Raw genomic sequence first — 17651 nt, 5'->3', positions numbered from 1 at the left:
TATTCATTTTTTTCTATATTTTATTAATTTCTTCTATTAATTCATCTACTAGTTTATCTTCTTTAACTTTTTTTATTATTTCTCCTTTTTTAAAAATAAGACCTTCTCCTTTTCCACCTGCTATACCTATATCTGCATCTCTTGCTTCTCCTGGTCCATTAACAACACAACCCATAACAGCTACTTTAATATCTTTATTGCAATTTTCAAGTTTTTTCTCTACTTCCTTGGCTATATTTATTAAATTAATTTCTGTTCTACCACAAGTAGGACAAGATACAAATTTTATGCCTTTTTGTAAGTTTAATGCTTTTAATATTTCTTTTCCAACTTTAACCTCTTCTACTGGATTTCCTGTAAGTGATACTCTAATAGTGTCTCCTATTCCTTGCTGAAGAAGACTTCCTATACCTATACTAGATTTTATAGTTCCCCTCCAAATAGTTCCTGCTTCTGTCACTCCTAAGTGAAGAGGATAGTTTACTAAATTTGAAATCATTTTATAACTTTCTATCATATAGTTTACATCTGAAGATTTTATAGATATAACAATATCATAAAAATTTACATTTTCTAGTATTTTTACATGTTCCATAGCACTTTCAACTAAAGCCTCTGGACACACTTTTCCATATTTATTTAGTAGTTTTTTATCTAAAGAACCTGAATTCACGCCTATTCTTATAGGTATATTTTTACTTTTAGCTTCTTTTGCTAGTAATTTTACTCTTTCTATACTTCCTATATTCCCTGGATTAATTCTTAAAGCCGCTACTCCACTTTCTATAGATTTTAATGCTAATCTATAGTCAAAATGTATGTCTGCAACTAAAGGTATATTTATATTATTTGTTATTTCTTTTAAAGCAATTGCTGCCTCCATATCAGGAACAGCACATCTTACAATATGACAACCTGCATTTTCTAAATCTTTTATTTGATTAATAGTAGCTTTTACATCTCTAGTATCAGTATTAGTCATAGATTGCACCGTTATTTCATAATCCCCACCTACGTAAGTACTTCCAACTCTAATCTTTTTTGTTTTTTTTCTATCCATAATATCATCTCCTAAAACTTAATAGGATACAATATATCTTTAATAGTTACTAGTACCATTAACGTCATGAGTATAGCAAAACCTATATAATTTATAAATCCTACTTTATTATCATCAAATTTTTTACCAGTTATTATTTCAATTAACAATAAAAATATCCACCCTCCATCTAATGCTGGAAAAGGTATTATATTGAATATAGCAAGTTGAACACTTAAATAAGCTGCAAAAGCTGTTAAACTTATTATTCCTGCTTTAGCTGCTTGACCGGATACTCTTATTATAGTTACTGGTCCTCCAAAATCATTTTTTGAAACATTACCTTTAAATAAAGTTTTCAAAAATGCAAAAGTTTGTTTAACTAAAGAATTTGATTCTATAAAACCATACTTCATTGAATTAACCAAAGAAGGATTTGTTACTTGTGTTGGATATATTCCTACAATATATTTTTTTTCATTAACATCTTTTATAGGTACTATTTTTACATTTTCTATTTTATCATTTCTATTTAATTTTATATTTAAAGCACTTCCATTAGATAAGTACACTTCTGTAACAAAATCTTCCCAAGTTAAAATCTTTTTATTATTTACACCAATAATTTTATCTCCCGGCTTTATACCTGCAACTATTGCTGGTTTATTTGGTTCTAACTCACTAACTACTGGTGATAAATATCCTCTTACAGAAGCTATTAAAGCAAACATCAAAATAGCAAATATAAAATTCATTATTGGACCTGCAGCTACTATACTCAATTTTTGTACTGGTGTTTTGTTTATAAATGCTCTTTGGTCTGTTGTTTCAGCTCCGTCTTCTCCTAACATTTTCACATAACCACCTATAGGCAAAATTTTAACTGTATATTCTGTTTCTTTTCCTTTTATTCCAAAAAGTTTAGGTCCCATACCTAATGAAAATTCTTCAACTTTTACACCATTTAATTTAGCTAATATAAAATGTCCAAATTCATGGACTATAACCAATACACTAAATGCTAAAAGTGCTCCTATTATATACACTATATTATTCCTCCCTAAATAAATAGATTTATATGTAATTATATTTTATTATTTTTACATATCTTCTTACTTTTTTATCTAATTCAAGTATATTTTCTAAATTAACTTCTAATGACAATTTTGAAAATTCATCCATACATTTTTCTAATATTGTAATTATATCTAAAAACTTTATTTCATCTTCTAAAAATAATTTAACAGCTTCTTCATTAGCTGCATTTAAAACTGTAGGCATTATACCTCCTTGTTTTCCAGCATCATAGGCAAGTTTAAGAGGTTTAAAAGTTTCTAAATCTGGCTTTTCAAAAGTTAAATTTCCTATCTTAGATAATTCTAGCTTATTTACTACAGCTTTTTTTCTATAAGGATAATTTAAAGCATACTGTATTGGAAGTCTCATATCTGCTACTGCTAATTGAGCTAATACACTTCCGTCAGCATATTGAACCATAGAATGTATTACACTTTCAGGATGTACTATAGTCTCTATTTTATTATAATCTATATTAAATAGCCAATGAGCTTCTATAACTTCTAATCCTTTATTCATAAGTGTAGCTGAATCTATAGAAATCTTTTTGCCCATATTCCACTTTGGATGACTTAATGCTTGATCTTTTGTAACATTTATTAATTCATTTTTGCTTTTTCCTCTAAAAGGCCCTCCTGAAGCTGTAATTATTATTTTATCTACTTCTTTTTTACTTTCTCCTTTTAAACATTGGAAAATTGCACTATGTTCAGAATCTACTGGTATAATATTTACATTATTTTTTTTTGCTTCTCTTGTTACTATTTCTCCTCCTACAACCAATGTTTCTTTATTAGCTAAAGCTATAGTTTTTTTATTTTTTATAGCTTCTAATGTAGGCACTAATCCTACCATTCCTACTAGTGAAGTAACAACAATATCCACCTCTGGCAAAGTTGATATTATTTTTAATCCTTCAATTCCAAATAATATATTAACATTTAAATTATTAATTTTGCAATAATCTTTAACTATGTTAAAAGCCTCTTTTTCCATTAATACTACATATTTAGGTTTAAATTCTTTTATTATATCTATGATTTTTTTATAACTTTTATTGGCAGAAACTGCAACTAATGAAAAATTTTCTTTATCTTTTCTAATTACATCTAAAGTCTGAAACCCTATAGAACCAGTTGCCCCTAATATACTTAATCTTTTCAATTTTAACGCCCCATTCAATAGTTAATTTCTTTATAGTATACAGGTTTAATATTAACATATTTAATAATTAAAATAAAGTAATGCTACAATTAATAATTTAAAAAAATCAATAATAAAATTAAAATAATACAGTTTGAATTATTATTTATATTTATAAAATAAACATACTCTTTTTAATATTGTTAACATTAAAAAGAGTATACTTTTATTTTATACTAACCCAAATATAATTATATATTTAAATTTTAATAATAAAAGATATGTAATAGTATACTGCTACTGCGGAAAAAAGTATGCTATCGAATCTGTCTAATATTCCGCCATGACCAGGAATTAAATTACTATAATCTTTAATTCCAACGTATCTTTTTATTGAAGAAGCAACTAAATCTCCAAATTGACATACTATTCCACATATAGCACCTATTATATAATAATTATATATTGGTATATTTACTCCATTATGTATACAAAAAACTCCAAATAAGCCACATCCTATAATACTTCCTATAAACCCTCCTATGGAACCTTCTATAGTTTTTTTAGGACTAACTTTAGGACACAATTTATTTTTCCCAAAAAACTTTCCAGTATAATAAGCTGCAGTGTCACAAAGCCAAGAAGAAATAAAAATTAACCAAATAAGATAATTGCCATAATCTTTAAAATTTGTAAGCACTATAAAACTAAAACAAATAGGTATATATAAAAATCCAATTATAGTAATTGAAGCATCAATAAAATTATATTTTAAATTTATTATAGGTATACTTAACATTATAATAATTAAAAATACCATTAAATGAAATATCAAAAAATAATTTATTTCTTTTTGTAATGTAATATAATAAACTATGCAAAGTAAATACCCAATTAAATTAAAACTATTTATACCTTTTTTATTTGCTGCATTGTAAAATTCAAACATTCCAATTAAAGAAACAGCAAACATTAAGTATTTTAAATATACTCCTCCTAGAAATAAAAATATAATTAAAGGTGAAAGTATTAATGCTCCTATATATCTTTTATCCATAACTCACCATCTCCAATTTATTTTATACCACCAAATCTCCTATCTCTATATTGATAATCATAAATAGCTTTATGTAAATCTTCTTTTTTAAAATCTGGCCATTTTATATCAGAGTACCAAAACTCAGAATAAGCACACTGCCACAATAAAAAGTTACTCAATCTTTGCTCTCCACTAGGTCTTATAATTAAATCTGGATCTGGTATACCAGTAGTATATAAATATTTAGAAAAAACTTCTTCATTTATATCTTCTTTTAATATATTTTTACTCTCAATATCTTCTACTAATTTTATTACTGCATTTATTATTTCATCTCTTCCACCATAATTTAAAGCTAAATTTAAAACAAGTCCTGTATTATTTTTTGTTTTTTCATAAGCTAATATCAGTTCTTTTTTACATATTTCTGGAAGTTTAGAAATATCACCAATACTATTTATTATTACATTATTTCTATTTAATTCATCGAACTCTTTTCTTAAATATTGAACTAATAGCTTCATTAAAGCACTTACTTCTTCCTTAGGTCTTTTCCAATTTTCAGTAGAAAAAGCATATAAAGTTAAATACTTTACTCCTAAATTGCTACATTCTTTAACTATTTCTCTTATAGTTTCTACTCCTGCTTTATGACCCATAGTTCTTGGTAATTTTCTACTCTTAGCCCATCTTCCATTGCCATCCATTATTATAGCTATATGTTTTGGTATTTTTTTTAAATCTATGTTAGAATTTATTTCATTTGATTTCATTGAAAAATTAAACATAATTTTTCTTCTCCTTTTAATATATATTTTTTTACTAATAAGAACCTGCGAATTCGCAGGTTCTTATTAGTAATTAATACTTTAAACAGACATAACTTCGCTTTCTTTTTTATCTACTAGATTGTCTATTTCTTTAATAAATTTATCTGTTTTCTTTTGAATTTCATTTTCTGCTACCTTTATATCATCTTCTGATATATCATCTTCTTTTTTTAAATTTTTTATTTTATTATTACAATCTTTTCTAATAGATCTTATAGATATTTTTGCTTCTTCTGCTGTTTTCTTTATAACTTTTACAAGCTCTTTTCTTGTTTCTTCTGTTAATTCAGGTATTACAAGTCTTATAACATTACCATCATTGGAAGGATTTATTCCTAAATCAGATTTTAGTATAGATTTTTCTATATCTTTTATAGAATTTTTATCCCAAGGCTGTATTAATAACACTCTTGGTTCTGGCACTGAAACATTAGCTAATTGATTTATTGGCATCATAGATCCATAGCACTCTACTTGAATTCTATCTAACATAGAAGGTGTTGCTCTTCCAGCTTTTAAGCTAGCAAAATCATTTTTTAAATTTAATATAGTTTTATCCATTTTTTCATCAGCCATATTATATATGTCCTTAATCATATTATTTCCTCCTTTTATTTTCATATTCTCTTATTTTGATACTATAGTTCCTATTTTTTCACCTAAAACAGCTTTTTTAATATTACCTGGAGCATCTAATCCAAATACTACTATAGGTATACTATTATCCATGCATAGAGATGTAGCAGTTGAATCCATTACTTGTAATCCTTTTTCTAATACTTCTATATAATTTAGTTTATCATATTTTTTAGCATTTGAATATTTATGAGGATCTTTATCATATACACCATCTACTTTTTTTGCAAGTAATATAACATCTGCTTCTATTTCAGCTGCTCTTAATGCAGCAGTAGTATCTGTTGAAAAATAAGGATTTCCTGTTCCTGCTGCAAATATAACAACTCTTCCTTTTTCTAAATGTCTCATAGCTCTTCTTCTTATAAACGGTTCTGCTACTTCCTTCATTTCTATAGCTGTTTGTACTCTAGTATCTACTCCTATAGACTCTAAAGAATCCTGAAGACCTAGAGCATTTATACATGTAGCTAACATACCCATATAATCTGCAGTAGTTCTATCCATATTTTCTCCATTTCTACCTCTCCATATGTTTCCTCCTCCAACTACTGCTCCTACTTGTATTCCCATATCAACTAATTCTTTTATTTCATTGGCTATTCTACTTGTTACTTCAAAATCTATTCCATATCCATTTTTTCCTGCTAATGCTTCACCCGATAATTTTAACATAACTCTTTTATATTTGACATTAGACATTAACTATACCTCCAAATGTAAATAAATTTTTGTAATAACTTATTTATACTTTAAAAAAAGAGAACACGCAGTGTTCTCTTTACATTACATTAACCCTGCTGCATTTGTTTTTTTACTTCTTCAGCAAAGTCTTCTTCTTTCTTTTCTATTCCTTCTCCTCTTTCGAATCTTATAAATCCTGCAACCTTTATTGGAGAACCTATTTCTTTTGATTCTTTTTCAACATATTTCTTTATAGTAAGGTCTGGATCTTTAACCCAAATTTGTTCTATAAGACAGTTTTCTTTATAAAACTTTTTAATTCTGCCTTCTACCATTTTTTCAACTATTTTTTCAGGCTTTCCTTCATTTAAAGCTTGAACTTTATAAATTTCTCTTTCCTTTTCTAAACTTGCTTCATCTACGTCATCTTCATCTAAATATAAAGGATTAGTTGCAGCAACATGCATAGCTATTTCTCTTGCAACTTCTTCTAGTTTTTCCGATTCCTTTTCACATTCTAATTTAACTAAAACTCCTATTCTTCCACCACCATGGATATAGCTTCCTATTGCTCCACTATCTACAGCAAATTTACCAAATCTTCTTGCGGACATATTTTCACCAAGTTTTGCTATTAAGTCAGTTACAGAATCTTTTATTGTTTTGCCATTATTAGCTATGTATGATTCATTTACAAATTCATCTATATCTTTAGCATTTGTTGCTGCTGCTTGTTTAGCTATGTTTTTTGTTAAATTTATAAAATCTTCATTAGCTGCAACAAAGTCTGTTTCACAGTTAACTTCTACAATAGCCCCTACTTTTTTATCTTCTGAAATATATGTTTCAATTAATCCTTCTGCAGCTATTCTTCCTGCTTTTTTAGCAGCTGCTGCAAGTCCTTTTTCTCTTAACAATTCTACGGCCTTTTCAGTATCTCCATTGGCTTCTTTTAAGGCTTTTTTACAATCCATCATGCCTGCGCCAGTTACTTCTCTTAATTCTTTTACCATCTGTGCAGTAATCATTCTTATTCCTCCTATTATACATAATCTAAAAGGTAAATGAAATCTTTTCATCTACCTTTATATTTTAATACTTAAAGTATTTATTATTCAGCTAATTGTTCTCCTTGTCTTCCTTCTAAAACAGCTTCTGCTACTTTTGAAGTAATTAATTTTACAGCTCTTATAGCATCGTCATTTCCAGGAATAACATAATCAACTTCATCAGGATCACAATTTGTATCTACTATTGCTACTACTGGAATTCCAAGAACTTTAGCTTCAGCAATTGCATTTTTTTCCTTTCTAGGATCTACAACAAATAAAGCTCCTAGATTTTCTAAATTCATTTTTCTTATTCCGCCTAAATTCTTTTCTAATTTTTCTTGTTCATTTTTAAGTTTTATAACTTCCTTTTTAGGTAAAACATCAAATATTCCATCTTGTTCCATGGCTTCTATTTCTTCTAACTTTCTGATTCTTCCTTGGATTGTTACAAAGTTTGTTAACATTCCACCTAGCCATCTATTATTAACAAAATTCATTTCACATTTTGAAGCTTCTTGTGCTATAGCTTCTTGTGCTTGCTTCTTTGTTCCTACAAATAGAACTTCTTTACCTTCTTCTGAAATTTTTCTAATAAAGTTATAAGCTTCTTCTACCTTTTTTACAGTTTTTTGTAAATCAATAATGTATATTCCATTTCTTTCTGTAAATATGTATGGAGCCATTTTAGGATTCCATCTTCTTGTTTGATGTCCAAAGTGAACACCTGCTTCTAATAATTGTTTCATTGATATTACTGCCATATTACTACCTCCTTGGTTACTCCTCCATTATCTTCATACTTATAAAATACCTATTAAACAAGGCACCTTTTTATAAATTAGATAATGTGTGTATTTTATCTTACTTAAGTAGTATATCATAAACATATTTTCTTATCAATATAAAATTTTCAAATGATATTTTATAATTAATATATGATAAAATAAAGCCCAAAATAAATTCAGATAAAAATAATTAAAAAAGATAGCAAACAATTTTTGTTTACTATCTTTTTATTATTTTATTTTTTTTAATTCATCTAATAATTTATCATTTAATATTCTTATATGTGTTCCTTTCATTCCAAGAGATCTAGACTCGATAACCCCTGCACTTTCAAACTTTCTTAATGCATTTACTATAACAGATCTTGTAATTCCAACTTTATCTGCTATTTTTGATGCAACAAGCAATCCTTCATCTCCATCTAATTCATTAAATATGTGTTCTACTGCTTCTAATTCTGAATAAGATAATGTTCCTATTGCTAGTTGTACAACTGCTTTTTTTCTAGCTTCTGATTCTATTTCGTCTTGTTTTGATCTTAATATTTCAAGCCCTATAATAGTAGCACTATATTCTGATAAAATTAAATCATCATCTGTAAAAGGTTTATCAAAACGAGCTAGTAATAAAGTACCCAATCTTTCTCTGTTACCATTTATAGGAACTATAGTGGTTAATTTGCTTTTTAAATCACATTTACTTCCTTCATTAAAAACGCATTTTCCTTTGTTAGTAATATTAGCTCTTGTTTCATGAACATTTAATAATTTTTCATTGTAGAAATCTGGAAATCTCATTTCGTTTATTATATCTTCTTTTACTATATCACATTCAAATCCTACAGAAAAATCGTATCCTAATATTTTTCCTTTCCTACTTATTATATATACATTAGAAACTAAAACATCACTTAAAACTTTTGCTATGTCATCAAAAACTACTGGTTCTGTTCCTGACTTTTGTAATATCTTGTTTAACATCCTTGTTTTTTCTAATAAACTTGGCATATGTATTCCTCCTCATACTATATATATATTAACCGCAACTTATTTTTGACTATTTATTATTATAATAATTTTATATATAATTACATTTAATTATTGCGACTTTTTAAAATATTTAGAATTATTTCTCATCTCTTAACTATAATATCATATAGTTTTTTTAATTTCAACAATCATCACAGTAATTTTCGACATTTTTATTTAACTTTTAAATTTTTATATTATTTTTTATATGCTAATTAAATATAAATAAATTTATTCTTTATTGTTATCATTTTCATATTCCCTATGTTTACATTCTTTATTAGAACATTCTAAATAATTTCCTTTTGTTTTACTATATCTTTTTACCATATAGCTTTCACAATCAGGACATTTTTTTGTAGAAGGTTCAAACCAACTTATAAAATCACATTCAGGATAGTTACTACAGCCAAAAAATTTTCTTCCTTTTTTACTCTTTCTAACTATTACTTTCCCTTCACATTTAGGACAAGAAGCTTCTATTTCTTTTATAATTGGCTTAGTATTTTTACATTCAGGATATCCAGGACATGCTAAAAAATCCCCAAACCTTCCATGTTTTATTACCATATTTTTTCCGCATTTTTCACATTTTACATCTGTTACCTTTTCCTCTATAGTTATTTTTTCTATTTCTTTTTCAGCAATTTTTATTGATTCTTTTAACGGAGTAAAAAATTCATCAACTACATTTATCCAATCTTTTTTTCCATTTTCTACTTCATCTAACTTATTTTCCATTTCAGCTGTAAACTCTGCATCAACTATTTGTTTAAAATATTGGCTTACTATATTATTTACTATGAAACCAAGTTCTGTAGACTTTAAACTCTTATTTTCTCTTTCTACATATTTTCTATCCAATAATGTAGATATTATTGGTGAATAAGTACTTGGTCTACCAATTCCATTTTCCTCTAGAGTTCTTACTAAAGTAGCTTCTGAATATCTTGCCGGTGGCTGTGTAAAATGTTGTTTACCTTCTATAGATTTTTTAATTAATTTTTCCCCTTCTTGTAAATTAGGAAATTTTACAGAATTTTTTTCTTCTTCTGTATTATAATCATATACTTTCATGAATCCATCAAATTTTATACTAGATCCGCTGACTTTAAGACCATATTCTCCATTTTCTATATTTACAGATATAACATTCATTATGCAAGATGACATTTGACTTGCCATAAATCTAGTCCAAATTAAATTATACAATTTAAATTGCTCATTGGATAAATTATCTTTAGCTACTTCAGGAGTTATTTCTATATTGGTAGGTCTTATAGCTTCATGAGCATCTTGTATATTTTTTTTGCTTTTAAAACTTCTTGGAGATTTTGGAATATAATTTTTTCCAAATTTATCTAATATATACTCTTTCGCATTAGATTGTGCTTCATCAGATATTCTAACAGAGTCGGTTCTCATATAAGTTATTAATCCTACTGTTCCATGACCCTTTATATCTATTCCTTCATATAGTTGCTGAGCTACAGACATAGTTCTTCTTGTAGAAAAATTCAACTTTCTATATGCATCTTGTTGAAGTGTACTTGTAGTAAATGGTGCCAATGGATTTTTATTCTTAGTTCCTTTTTTTATATTTTTAACAATAAACTCACCTTGATTTAGCTCATTTATAATTTCATCGCTTTCTTCTTTAGAGTTTATTTCTACTTTTTTACCTTTTTTAGTTGTTAACTTAACATTAAATACTTTGTCCTCTTCTTCTTTTCTAATAGCACATTCTATAGTCCAGTATTCCTTAGGTACAAATTCATTAATTTCATTTTCTCTTGAACATATAATATTTAATGCAACTGATTGAACTCTTCCGGCACTTAGCCCCCATCGTATTTTTTTCCATAAAATTGGACTTATTTTATATCCAACTAACCTATCTAATATTCTTCTTGCTTGCTGAGCATCTACTAAATTTAAGTTTATTTGTCTAGGCGATTTTATGGCGTTTTTTATTGAATTTTTAGTAATTTCATTAAATTCTATTCTGCAATTATCATCTTCATTTAATTTTAATATATGAGCTAAATGCCAAGAAATAGCTTCTCCTTCTCTATCTGGGTCAGTAGCAAGGTATATTTTGTCGCTTTTCTTAGCTTGTTTTCTTAATTTATCTAATATTTCCCCTTTACCTCTTATTGTTATATATTTAGGCTTATACTCATTATCTATATCAACACCTAATTGACTTTTAGGAAGATCTCTAACATGCCCCATAGATGCTTCTACCATGTAATTTTTTCCTAAATATTTTCCTATAGTTTTTGCCTTTGCAGGTGATTCAACTATAACTAATTTTTTTCCCATTATATTATCCCTGAACAATATTAATTTGTCAGAGAACGTCACCCCCTCTGTTGGATTGTTAAAAAATAACCTTATATACTATTTTAAATAGTTTTTTTTATTCTAACATAATAATTTCCACTTATACAAGTTACTAAATTTTTAAACTGCAATTCAAATAATAACTCATATAATTGTTTTATGTCAACCTTACTTTGTGTAATAATATCATCAATATGTATGGGACTGTAATCAATTAAAGAATATATCTTTTTTTCTAAACTATTAATTTCTATATTATCTTTATTAATAGATTTATCTGTATATTCATAATTTAACAGTTCAAAAATATCTTTTATAGAAGTTACAGGGTAAGCACCTTCTTTTATTAATTTATTTGTTCCTTTACTTTTACTAGAAAATAATGACCCTGGCACAGACATAACATCTTTTCCTTGATCTAGAGCAAAATCAGCTGTTATTAGTGATCCACTTTTTTCTCCTGCCTCAACTACTATTACAATATCACTAATACCACTTATTATTCTATTTCTCATAGGGAAATTGCGTTTTAAAGGTTTTGTGCCTAATGGAAACTCCGATATAACACAGCCTTTTTCACAAATTTCATTATATAGATATTTATTTTCTTTAGGATATATAATATCTATGCCTGATCCTAATATGGCACAGGTATATCCTTCTTTTGATAGACAGACTTTATGAGATATGCAATCTATACCTTTGGCTAAACCACTTATTATATTAATATTATTTTTACTAAGTTCTTCACTTATAATGCTACATATATTTTTACCGTATATTGAACATCTTCTTGCTCCAACTATGGCTACATTTTTATTTTTATTTATTTTAGTTATATCACCTTTATAAAATAATATACTTGGGGAACTGTCATAATGTTTTAGTTTTTCCGGATAATTTTTATCATTAAGTTTTACTAGTTTTATATTATTATCCATACAATATTGATACATATTATCTATTTTTTCTTTTTCCCAAGAATTTTTTAAATATAATTTAATTTTACCATCTATTATACTATCTTTATCTCTATTTATAATATCATACCATATATTTTCTGTAGAATTAAAATATTTAAGTAAATACAATTTTTCCTTGTTAGGTAATTTCAATAAACTAAACCATATATCATACTTATTCATTTTTTTCTCCTTAATTAACATTTTATTATATTTACATAATAATAAATATGTATATAAAACTATACTATTTTATTATTAATAAATTTTCTATATTGCAAAGCTTCTATTATATCTTGTTTTAATATATTTTTATTTTCATTTAAATCTGCTATAGTTCTTGCTAATTTTAATATTCTAGTATAAGCTCTATTACTAAGTCCAAATTTAGTATAAATTTTTTCTAACAATTTATTGCTAGTATCATCTAATTCGCAGTACTTTTTTATTAATTTCCCATTCATATCTGAATTGTAATATATATTTTCTTTTTCAAATCTATTAAGCTGCAATTTTCTAGCTTTTTCTACTCTTTTTCTCATGTTTTCTGAACTTTCACTACTAATTTTGCTATTTATCTCTTTATAAGATAATGAATTTACAAATGTAAATACATCTATTCTATCTAATAAAGGACCAGATAATTTAGCTAAATATCTTTTTATATCATAATCAGAACAAGTACACTCTTTTGAGGTTTTACTTAGGTAAAAACCACAGGGACAAGGATTCATAGCACCTACTAACATAAAATTTGCAGGATAGCATACCGTGCCATTCATTCTAGATATCTTTATTTGTTTACTTTCTAAAGGTTGTCTTAACACCTCTAATACATTTTTTTTAAACTCAAGTATTTCATCTAAAAATAAAATTCCATTATGAGCTAAAGAAATTTCTCCTGGCATCAATTTATTTCCTCCCCCTACTAAAGATATTTTGGAAATAGTATGATGAGGATTCCTAAAAGGTCTACAATAGATTAATCCTAATTCTTTATCTAAATTACCAGATACACTATAAATTTTAGTAACTTCTAAAGCTTCCTTATAATTTAATTTTGGAAGTATGGTTGGTATTCTTTCTGCTATCATAGTTTTCCCTGAACCTGGAGGTCCAAACATTAATATATTATGATTACCTGCAGCAGCTATTTCTATAGCTCTTTTACAACTTTCTTGCCCTACTACATCTTTAAAATCTACATTATAATTGAGCTTTTCATATGAAACTTCCTCAAATTCATAGGGCATTAAATCCCTGTATGTTATGTAATTAATAACTTGTTTTAAATTATTTAGAGGATATATATTTGCTTTCTTAACACTAGAACACTCTTTTACATTTTCTAAAGGAACAATAAAATTATTTATATTATTTTCTATACCTTCAATTATTAAAGGCAATGCTCCTTGTATCTTTTTTAATTCACCATTTAATGAAAGTTCCCCCATTAACAAATACTTTTCTACATCTTTAAAATATACTTGTTCAGTGGCTAATAATATCCCTATAGCTACAGGTAGATCAAATAAAGATCCATCTTTTTTTAAATCTGCTGGTGCTAAATTAACTGTTATTTTACTTACTGGAAATTCAAATCCAGAGTTTACTATAGCTGCTCTTACCCTTTCTTTTGATTCTTTAATAGCTGTATTAGCTAATCCCACTATATTAAAACTTGGTAATCCATTACATATATCTACTTCTACTGTAACAATGTTTCCTTTTATTCCAACATATGAAGCTGTATTTATTTTTACTGCCAATGCAAATCACCTCATAACTAATTATTGACACATATTAAATTTATAAACTGTATTGAAAACACTTTTTTGTTAATAATTATATAAATAGAATATAAAATAGGAGGAATAATATTATGCATAAATTTAATAAATATGTAGGAAATTTCGGAGAAAACTTGGCAGAAAATTATTTAAAAAAATGTGGCTATATTATATTAGATAGAAACTTTAAATGTAAAATAGGGGAAATAGATATTATTGCATTAGATAAAGATTATATAACTTTTATAGAAGTAAAAAGTAGATACTCTCTATATTATGGTCACCCTTGTGAATGTATAAAATATAATAAAATAAAAAAAATATATAAAACTGCTCAATTTTATATATTAAAGAAAAAGTTATTTAAAAATAAGTTTAGATTTGATGTTATAGAAATAATATTAAATAAAAATACAGATAACTACTCTATAAATCTTATAAAAAATGCTTTTCAAATTAATTAAAATAAATAAGAATTTACTTTAAGATAACTATTATATTATCTTAAAGTAAATTCTTATAATATATTTTTTAAAAAACTTAATCTATGTATTTTACAATATCCATACTTTTTTATAGCTTCAATATGTTCCTTTGTTCCATAGCCTACATTTTTTTCAAAGCTATATTCAGGATATATTTTACTATATTCCTTCATTAAATTATCTCTATATACTTTTGCTATTATGGAAGCTGAAGCTATACTGGCACTTCTAGCATCACCTTTTAAAATAAATTCATTTCTTATATTTAAATTTTTAACAATATATCCATCGGATAAAACTATATCTGGTTTAATTTTAAGACCTAAACATGCTCTTTTAAGCACTTCATTATTTGCCCAACTTATTCCTTTTTCATCAATAACATCATTATTTATAATAGCTAAGCTATAACTAACAGCCTTATTTAATATAATATAATTTAACTCTTCTCTAACTTTTGAAGAAAGTTTTTTTGAATCTTTTATATTTAATATCAAATCTTCATTACAACTATGTCTTAATATTACAGCCGCAGCTACAATTGGACCTGCTAAAGGTCCTCTCCCTACTTCATCTGCACCTGCTAAATAAACATAGGGTTGAAATCTTTCATCAAAATAGTACATATCTTTTACTCTTTGTAATTCTTTTTCATGTTTGTGAAATCTTTTATGTAAAGCTAAGCTTAAATTTTTTACATTTTTTCTACTATCATTGTTCATTACTTTTATTAAGTATAATAAATCTTTTTCATTTATTAAATTATAATCTATACTATCCACTAGTACTTTTATATCCTTACAAGTCATTTCACTAATATTAAAATTATCAATATTCATTTTTATCTCTTTTCTCAATTTATTTTTCTGGTCTTTCTAAAGATATTTTTCCTAGTTTGCCAGATCTAAATTCATCTAATATCATTATAGAAACTCTATTATAATCTATATTTCCACCAGAAATTATACATCCTCTTTTTTTTGCTATGCTATCCATATTGTCTATAGCACTTTCACTTAATTCTTTTAAATTATATCTATTAATTAAATTACTAGGATAGTATAATTGCAAAACTTCTATAAGTTTTAGTGCTAATTCTTCTATATCCATAATTTCATCTTTAATTGCACCAGTAAATGCTAAATTTAGCCCTACTTTTTCATCTTTAAACTTTGGCCATAAAACTCCCGGCGTATCCATAAGTTCTATACCTATTTTAGTTTTAATCCATTGCTTGTTTTTTGTTACACCAGGTTTATTTCCTGTTTTAGCTATGTTATTTTTAGCTAATTTATTTATAAAAGAAGATTTACCTACATTAGGTATACCTACTACCATAACCCTGTCTATAATATTTTTAAGCCCTTTACTTTTAAGTCTATTGTGCTTTTCTTTTAATAATTCATTTAATGTGATTTTTATTCCTTTTAATCCTTCCCCAGTTAAACTATTACCAGGTATTGCTTTAATATCATTTCTTGATAAAAATTGTATCCATTGATTAGTTATTTTTTCTTCACTTAAATCACTTTTATTTAACAATATTATTCTTGGCTTATTAGCACAAATTTCATTTATTTCTGGATTAGCACTAGATTTTACTATTCTAGCATCTCTTATCTCTATTATGGCATCTACTAACTTTAAGTTTTCTTTTATTTCTCTTCTAGTTTTTGCCATATGACCTGGAAACCATTGAATTGCCATGAATATCTTCCTTTCTTAATTTATTTTACCAAAACTGCTAAAAGGAAATATCCTAAAAGCTGCTCTCCCTACTACCATTTTTAATTTTACAAATCCTACATCTGGATACCTACTATCCATACTATTATTTCTGTTATCTCCCATAACAAATATAGTTCCTTTTGGTATCTCTACATCATTTTGAAAATTATCATCTATTTGACTATCCATAGTTTCAAGAATATATGGTTCTTCCTTTGCTATATTATTTACATACAATTTTCCATCTTCAATTCTAACCTTATCTCCACCTACTGCTACAACTCTTTTAATAAACTTCTCTCTAGGATCTCCTGGATATTTTATTACTACAATATCTTCTGGTTTAGGTTCTCTAAAATAATAAGACACTTTTTCTACAATAAGTCTATTTTTATGTTGCAAAGTTGGATCCATTGAATGTCCATCTACACTTACAGTTTCAAAAACAAAAGTCATAATTAAAAAAGCTGCTATAATAGATATTATTATAGCCTTCCCTAATTCTATTAATTCTTTTAACAAATATAACACCGCCTCTTATAACAAAAAAGGGACTTATTAAAGCCCCATTTTTTATCTTATCATTTCTTTTACTTTTGCTGCCTTACCAATTCTATCTCTTAAGTAGAATAGTTTAGCTCTTCTTACTTTACCTCTTCTTGTTACTTCAATTTTATCGATTATAGGAGCATTTACAGGGAATGTTCTTTCTACGCCAACGCCATAAGATATTCTTCTTACAGTGAAAGTTTCTCTTAATCCTCCATTTTGTCTTTTAATTACAGTACCTTCAAATACTTGTATTCTTTCTCTGTCTTTTTCTTTAATTTTTACGTGAACTTTTACAGTATCACCTGCTTTAAAGTTTGGTAAGTCAGTTCTAATTTGATCAGCTTCTATTGCTTTTATTACATCTAACATGTGCATTCACTCCTTAAATTTATTTGACGTTCTTATCCAGTAAATATATATACAGATAGAGGACCGCCCGTACTAGCACAAAATTTATTTTATCATACAGAATAT

Annotated in this window: 18 protein-coding genes; 1 reads left to right on the top strand and 17 read right to left on the bottom strand. The window is 26.5% G+C overall.

Going from position 1 to position 17651, the window contains the following annotated elements:
* Positions 1 to 13: 13 nt before the first annotated feature.
* The 13 genes from ispG to CLOACE_RS00295 form a co-directional block, all read right to left on the bottom strand.
* A complete protein-coding gene (gene ispG, locus CLOACE_RS00355) occupies positions 14 to 1060 on the bottom strand; it encodes a flavodoxin-dependent (E)-4-hydroxy-3-methylbut-2-enyl-diphosphate synthase (RefSeq protein WP_070109056.1) in 1047 nt (348 codons plus the stop codon).
* A gap of 11 nt (positions 1061 to 1071) precedes the next feature.
* Positions 1072 to 2085 (bottom strand): RIP metalloprotease RseP, encoded by a 1014-nt coding sequence (rseP, locus tag CLOACE_RS00350; protein ID WP_070109055.1) that lies wholly within the window; start codon positions 2083 to 2085, stop codon positions 1072 to 1074.
* Between the two features lie 28 nt (positions 2086 to 2113).
* Positions 2114 to 3280, bottom strand: coding sequence for a 1-deoxy-D-xylulose-5-phosphate reductoisomerase (locus CLOACE_RS00345; protein WP_070109054.1), 1167 nt, complete (start codon positions 3278 to 3280; stop codon positions 2114 to 2116).
* A 238-nt stretch (positions 3281 to 3518) separates the two neighbouring features.
* A complete protein-coding gene (locus CLOACE_RS00340) occupies positions 3519 to 4316 on the bottom strand; it encodes a phosphatidate cytidylyltransferase (protein WP_070109053.1) in 798 nt (265 codons plus the stop codon).
* Between the two features lie 17 nt (positions 4317 to 4333).
* Positions 4334 to 5086 carry an isoprenyl transferase gene (locus CLOACE_RS00335; RefSeq protein ID WP_070109052.1) on the bottom strand — a complete coding sequence of 251 codons (753 nt, stop codon included), beginning with the start codon at positions 5084 to 5086 and terminating at the stop codon, positions 4334 to 4336.
* Between the two features lie 81 nt (positions 5087 to 5167).
* Positions 5168 to 5725, bottom strand: coding sequence for a ribosome recycling factor (frr, locus tag CLOACE_RS00330; RefSeq protein ID WP_070109051.1), 558 nt, complete (start codon positions 5723 to 5725; stop codon positions 5168 to 5170).
* Positions 5726 to 5755: 30 nt separating this feature from the next.
* Positions 5756 to 6466 (bottom strand): UMP kinase, encoded by a 711-nt coding sequence (gene pyrH, locus CLOACE_RS00325; protein ID WP_070109050.1) that lies wholly within the window; start codon positions 6464 to 6466, stop codon positions 5756 to 5758.
* 89 nt (positions 6467 to 6555) lie between these two features.
* On the bottom strand, positions 6556 to 7476 hold the full coding sequence (gene tsf, locus CLOACE_RS00320; RefSeq protein ID WP_070109049.1) for a translation elongation factor Ts: 921 nt from the start codon (positions 7474 to 7476) through the stop codon (positions 6556 to 6558).
* Between the two features lie 83 nt (positions 7477 to 7559).
* Positions 7560 to 8261 carry a 30S ribosomal protein S2 gene (rpsB, locus tag CLOACE_RS00315; RefSeq protein ID WP_070109048.1) on the bottom strand — a complete coding sequence of 234 codons (702 nt, stop codon included), beginning with the start codon at positions 8259 to 8261 and terminating at the stop codon, positions 7560 to 7562.
* A 255-nt stretch (positions 8262 to 8516) separates the two neighbouring features.
* Positions 8517 to 9293 carry a GTP-sensing pleiotropic transcriptional regulator CodY gene (codY, locus tag CLOACE_RS00310; protein WP_070109047.1) on the bottom strand — a complete coding sequence of 259 codons (777 nt, stop codon included), beginning with the start codon at positions 9291 to 9293 and terminating at the stop codon, positions 8517 to 8519.
* 252 nt (positions 9294 to 9545) lie between these two features.
* On the bottom strand, positions 9546 to 11639 hold the full coding sequence (gene topA, locus CLOACE_RS00305; protein WP_070109046.1) for a type I DNA topoisomerase: 2094 nt from the start codon (positions 11637 to 11639) through the stop codon (positions 9546 to 9548).
* 83 nt (positions 11640 to 11722) lie between these two features.
* Positions 11723 to 12805: a DNA-processing protein DprA gene (gene dprA, locus CLOACE_RS00300; protein ID WP_070109045.1), complete on the bottom strand. Its 1083-nt coding sequence runs from the start codon at positions 12803 to 12805 to the stop codon at positions 11723 to 11725.
* A 59-nt stretch (positions 12806 to 12864) separates the two neighbouring features.
* Positions 12865 to 14391, bottom strand: coding sequence for a YifB family Mg chelatase-like AAA ATPase (locus CLOACE_RS00295; RefSeq protein ID WP_070109044.1), 1527 nt, complete (start codon positions 14389 to 14391; stop codon positions 12865 to 12867).
* A gap of 113 nt (positions 14392 to 14504) precedes the next feature.
* On the opposite strand from CLOACE_RS00295, the gene CLOACE_RS00290 reads away from it, so the two are divergent.
* The gene (locus CLOACE_RS00290) at positions 14505 to 14876 is read left to right on the top strand and encodes a YraN family protein (protein ID WP_070109043.1); all 372 of its coding nucleotides are present in this window, start codon (positions 14505 to 14507) and stop codon (positions 14874 to 14876) included.
* Positions 14877 to 14929: 53 nt separating this feature from the next.
* Here the strand turns inward: CLOACE_RS00290 and CLOACE_RS00285 are convergent, their stop codons facing one another.
* From CLOACE_RS00285 to rplS, 4 genes are read right to left on the bottom strand one after another with little or no spacing between them, the layout of a single operon-like run.
* Positions 14930 to 15736: a ribonuclease HII gene (locus tag CLOACE_RS00285; RefSeq protein ID WP_070109042.1), complete on the bottom strand. Its 807-nt coding sequence runs from the start codon at positions 15734 to 15736 to the stop codon at positions 14930 to 14932.
* Positions 15737 to 15755: 19 nt separating this feature from the next.
* Positions 15756 to 16604 (bottom strand): ribosome biogenesis GTPase YlqF, encoded by an 849-nt coding sequence (ylqF, locus tag CLOACE_RS00280; RefSeq protein WP_070109041.1) that lies wholly within the window; start codon positions 16602 to 16604, stop codon positions 15756 to 15758.
* A gap of 15 nt (positions 16605 to 16619) precedes the next feature.
* Positions 16620 to 17147, bottom strand: a complete 528-nt coding sequence (gene lepB / locus CLOACE_RS00275; RefSeq protein WP_070109040.1) for a signal peptidase I — start codon at positions 17145 to 17147, stop codon at positions 16620 to 16622.
* Positions 17148 to 17198: 51 nt separating this feature from the next.
* Positions 17199 to 17546, bottom strand: coding sequence for a 50S ribosomal protein L19 (gene rplS, locus CLOACE_RS00270; RefSeq protein WP_070109039.1), 348 nt, complete (start codon positions 17544 to 17546; stop codon positions 17199 to 17201).
* Positions 17547 to 17651: the final 105 nt, after the last annotated feature.

Source organism: Clostridium acetireducens DSM 10703, from assembly GCF_001758365.1.
Taxonomy (GTDB): domain Bacteria; phylum Bacillota; class Clostridia; order Clostridiales; family Clostridiaceae; genus Clostridium_C; species Clostridium_C acetireducens.
The sequence above is the reverse complement of the archived record's forward strand: the minus strand, read 5'-3'. Positions and strand labels throughout refer to the sequence as shown.

Excerpts from the sequence above, each read along its gene's own strand:
- ispG (WP_070109056.1), bottom strand. The coding sequence starts at position 1,060 with ATGGATAGAAAAAAAACAAAAAAGATTAGAGTTGGAAGTACTTACGTA.
- CLOACE_RS00340 (WP_070109053.1), bottom strand. The coding sequence starts at position 4,316 with ATGGATAAAAGATATATAGGAGCATTAATACTTTCACCTTTAATTATA.
- CLOACE_RS00335 (WP_070109052.1), bottom strand. The coding sequence starts at position 5,086 with ATGTTTAATTTTTCAATGAAATCAAATGAAATAAATTCTAACATAGAT.
- frr (WP_070109051.1), bottom strand. The coding sequence starts at position 5,725 with ATGATTAAGGACATATATAATATGGCTGATGAAAAAATGGATAAAACT.
- pyrH (WP_070109050.1), bottom strand. The coding sequence starts at position 6,466 with ATGTCTAATGTCAAATATAAAAGAGTTATGTTAAAATTATCGGGTGAA.
- tsf (WP_070109049.1), bottom strand. The coding sequence starts at position 7,476 with ATGATTACTGCACAGATGGTAAAAGAATTAAGAGAAGTAACTGGCGCA.
- rpsB (WP_070109048.1), bottom strand. The coding sequence starts at position 8,261 with ATGGCAGTAATATCAATGAAACAATTATTAGAAGCAGGTGTTCACTTT.
- codY (WP_070109047.1), bottom strand. The coding sequence starts at position 9,293 with ATGCCAAGTTTATTAGAAAAAACAAGGATGTTAAACAAGATATTACAA.
- topA (WP_070109046.1), bottom strand. The coding sequence starts at position 11,639 with ATGGGAAAAAAATTAGTTATAGTTGAATCACCTGCAAAGGCAAAAACT.
- dprA (WP_070109045.1), bottom strand. The coding sequence starts at position 12,805 with ATGAATAAGTATGATATATGGTTTAGTTTATTGAAATTACCTAACAAG.
- CLOACE_RS00290 (WP_070109043.1), top strand. The coding sequence starts at position 14,505 with ATGCATAAATTTAATAAATATGTAGGAAATTTCGGAGAAAACTTGGCA.
- CLOACE_RS00285 (WP_070109042.1), bottom strand. The coding sequence starts at position 15,736 with ATGAATATTGATAATTTTAATATTAGTGAAATGACTTGTAAGGATATA.
- ylqF (WP_070109041.1), bottom strand. The coding sequence starts at position 16,604 with ATGGCAATTCAATGGTTTCCAGGTCATATGGCAAAAACTAGAAGAGAA.
- rplS (WP_070109039.1), bottom strand. The coding sequence starts at position 17,546 with ATGTTAGATGTAATAAAAGCAATAGAAGCTGATCAAATTAGAACTGAC.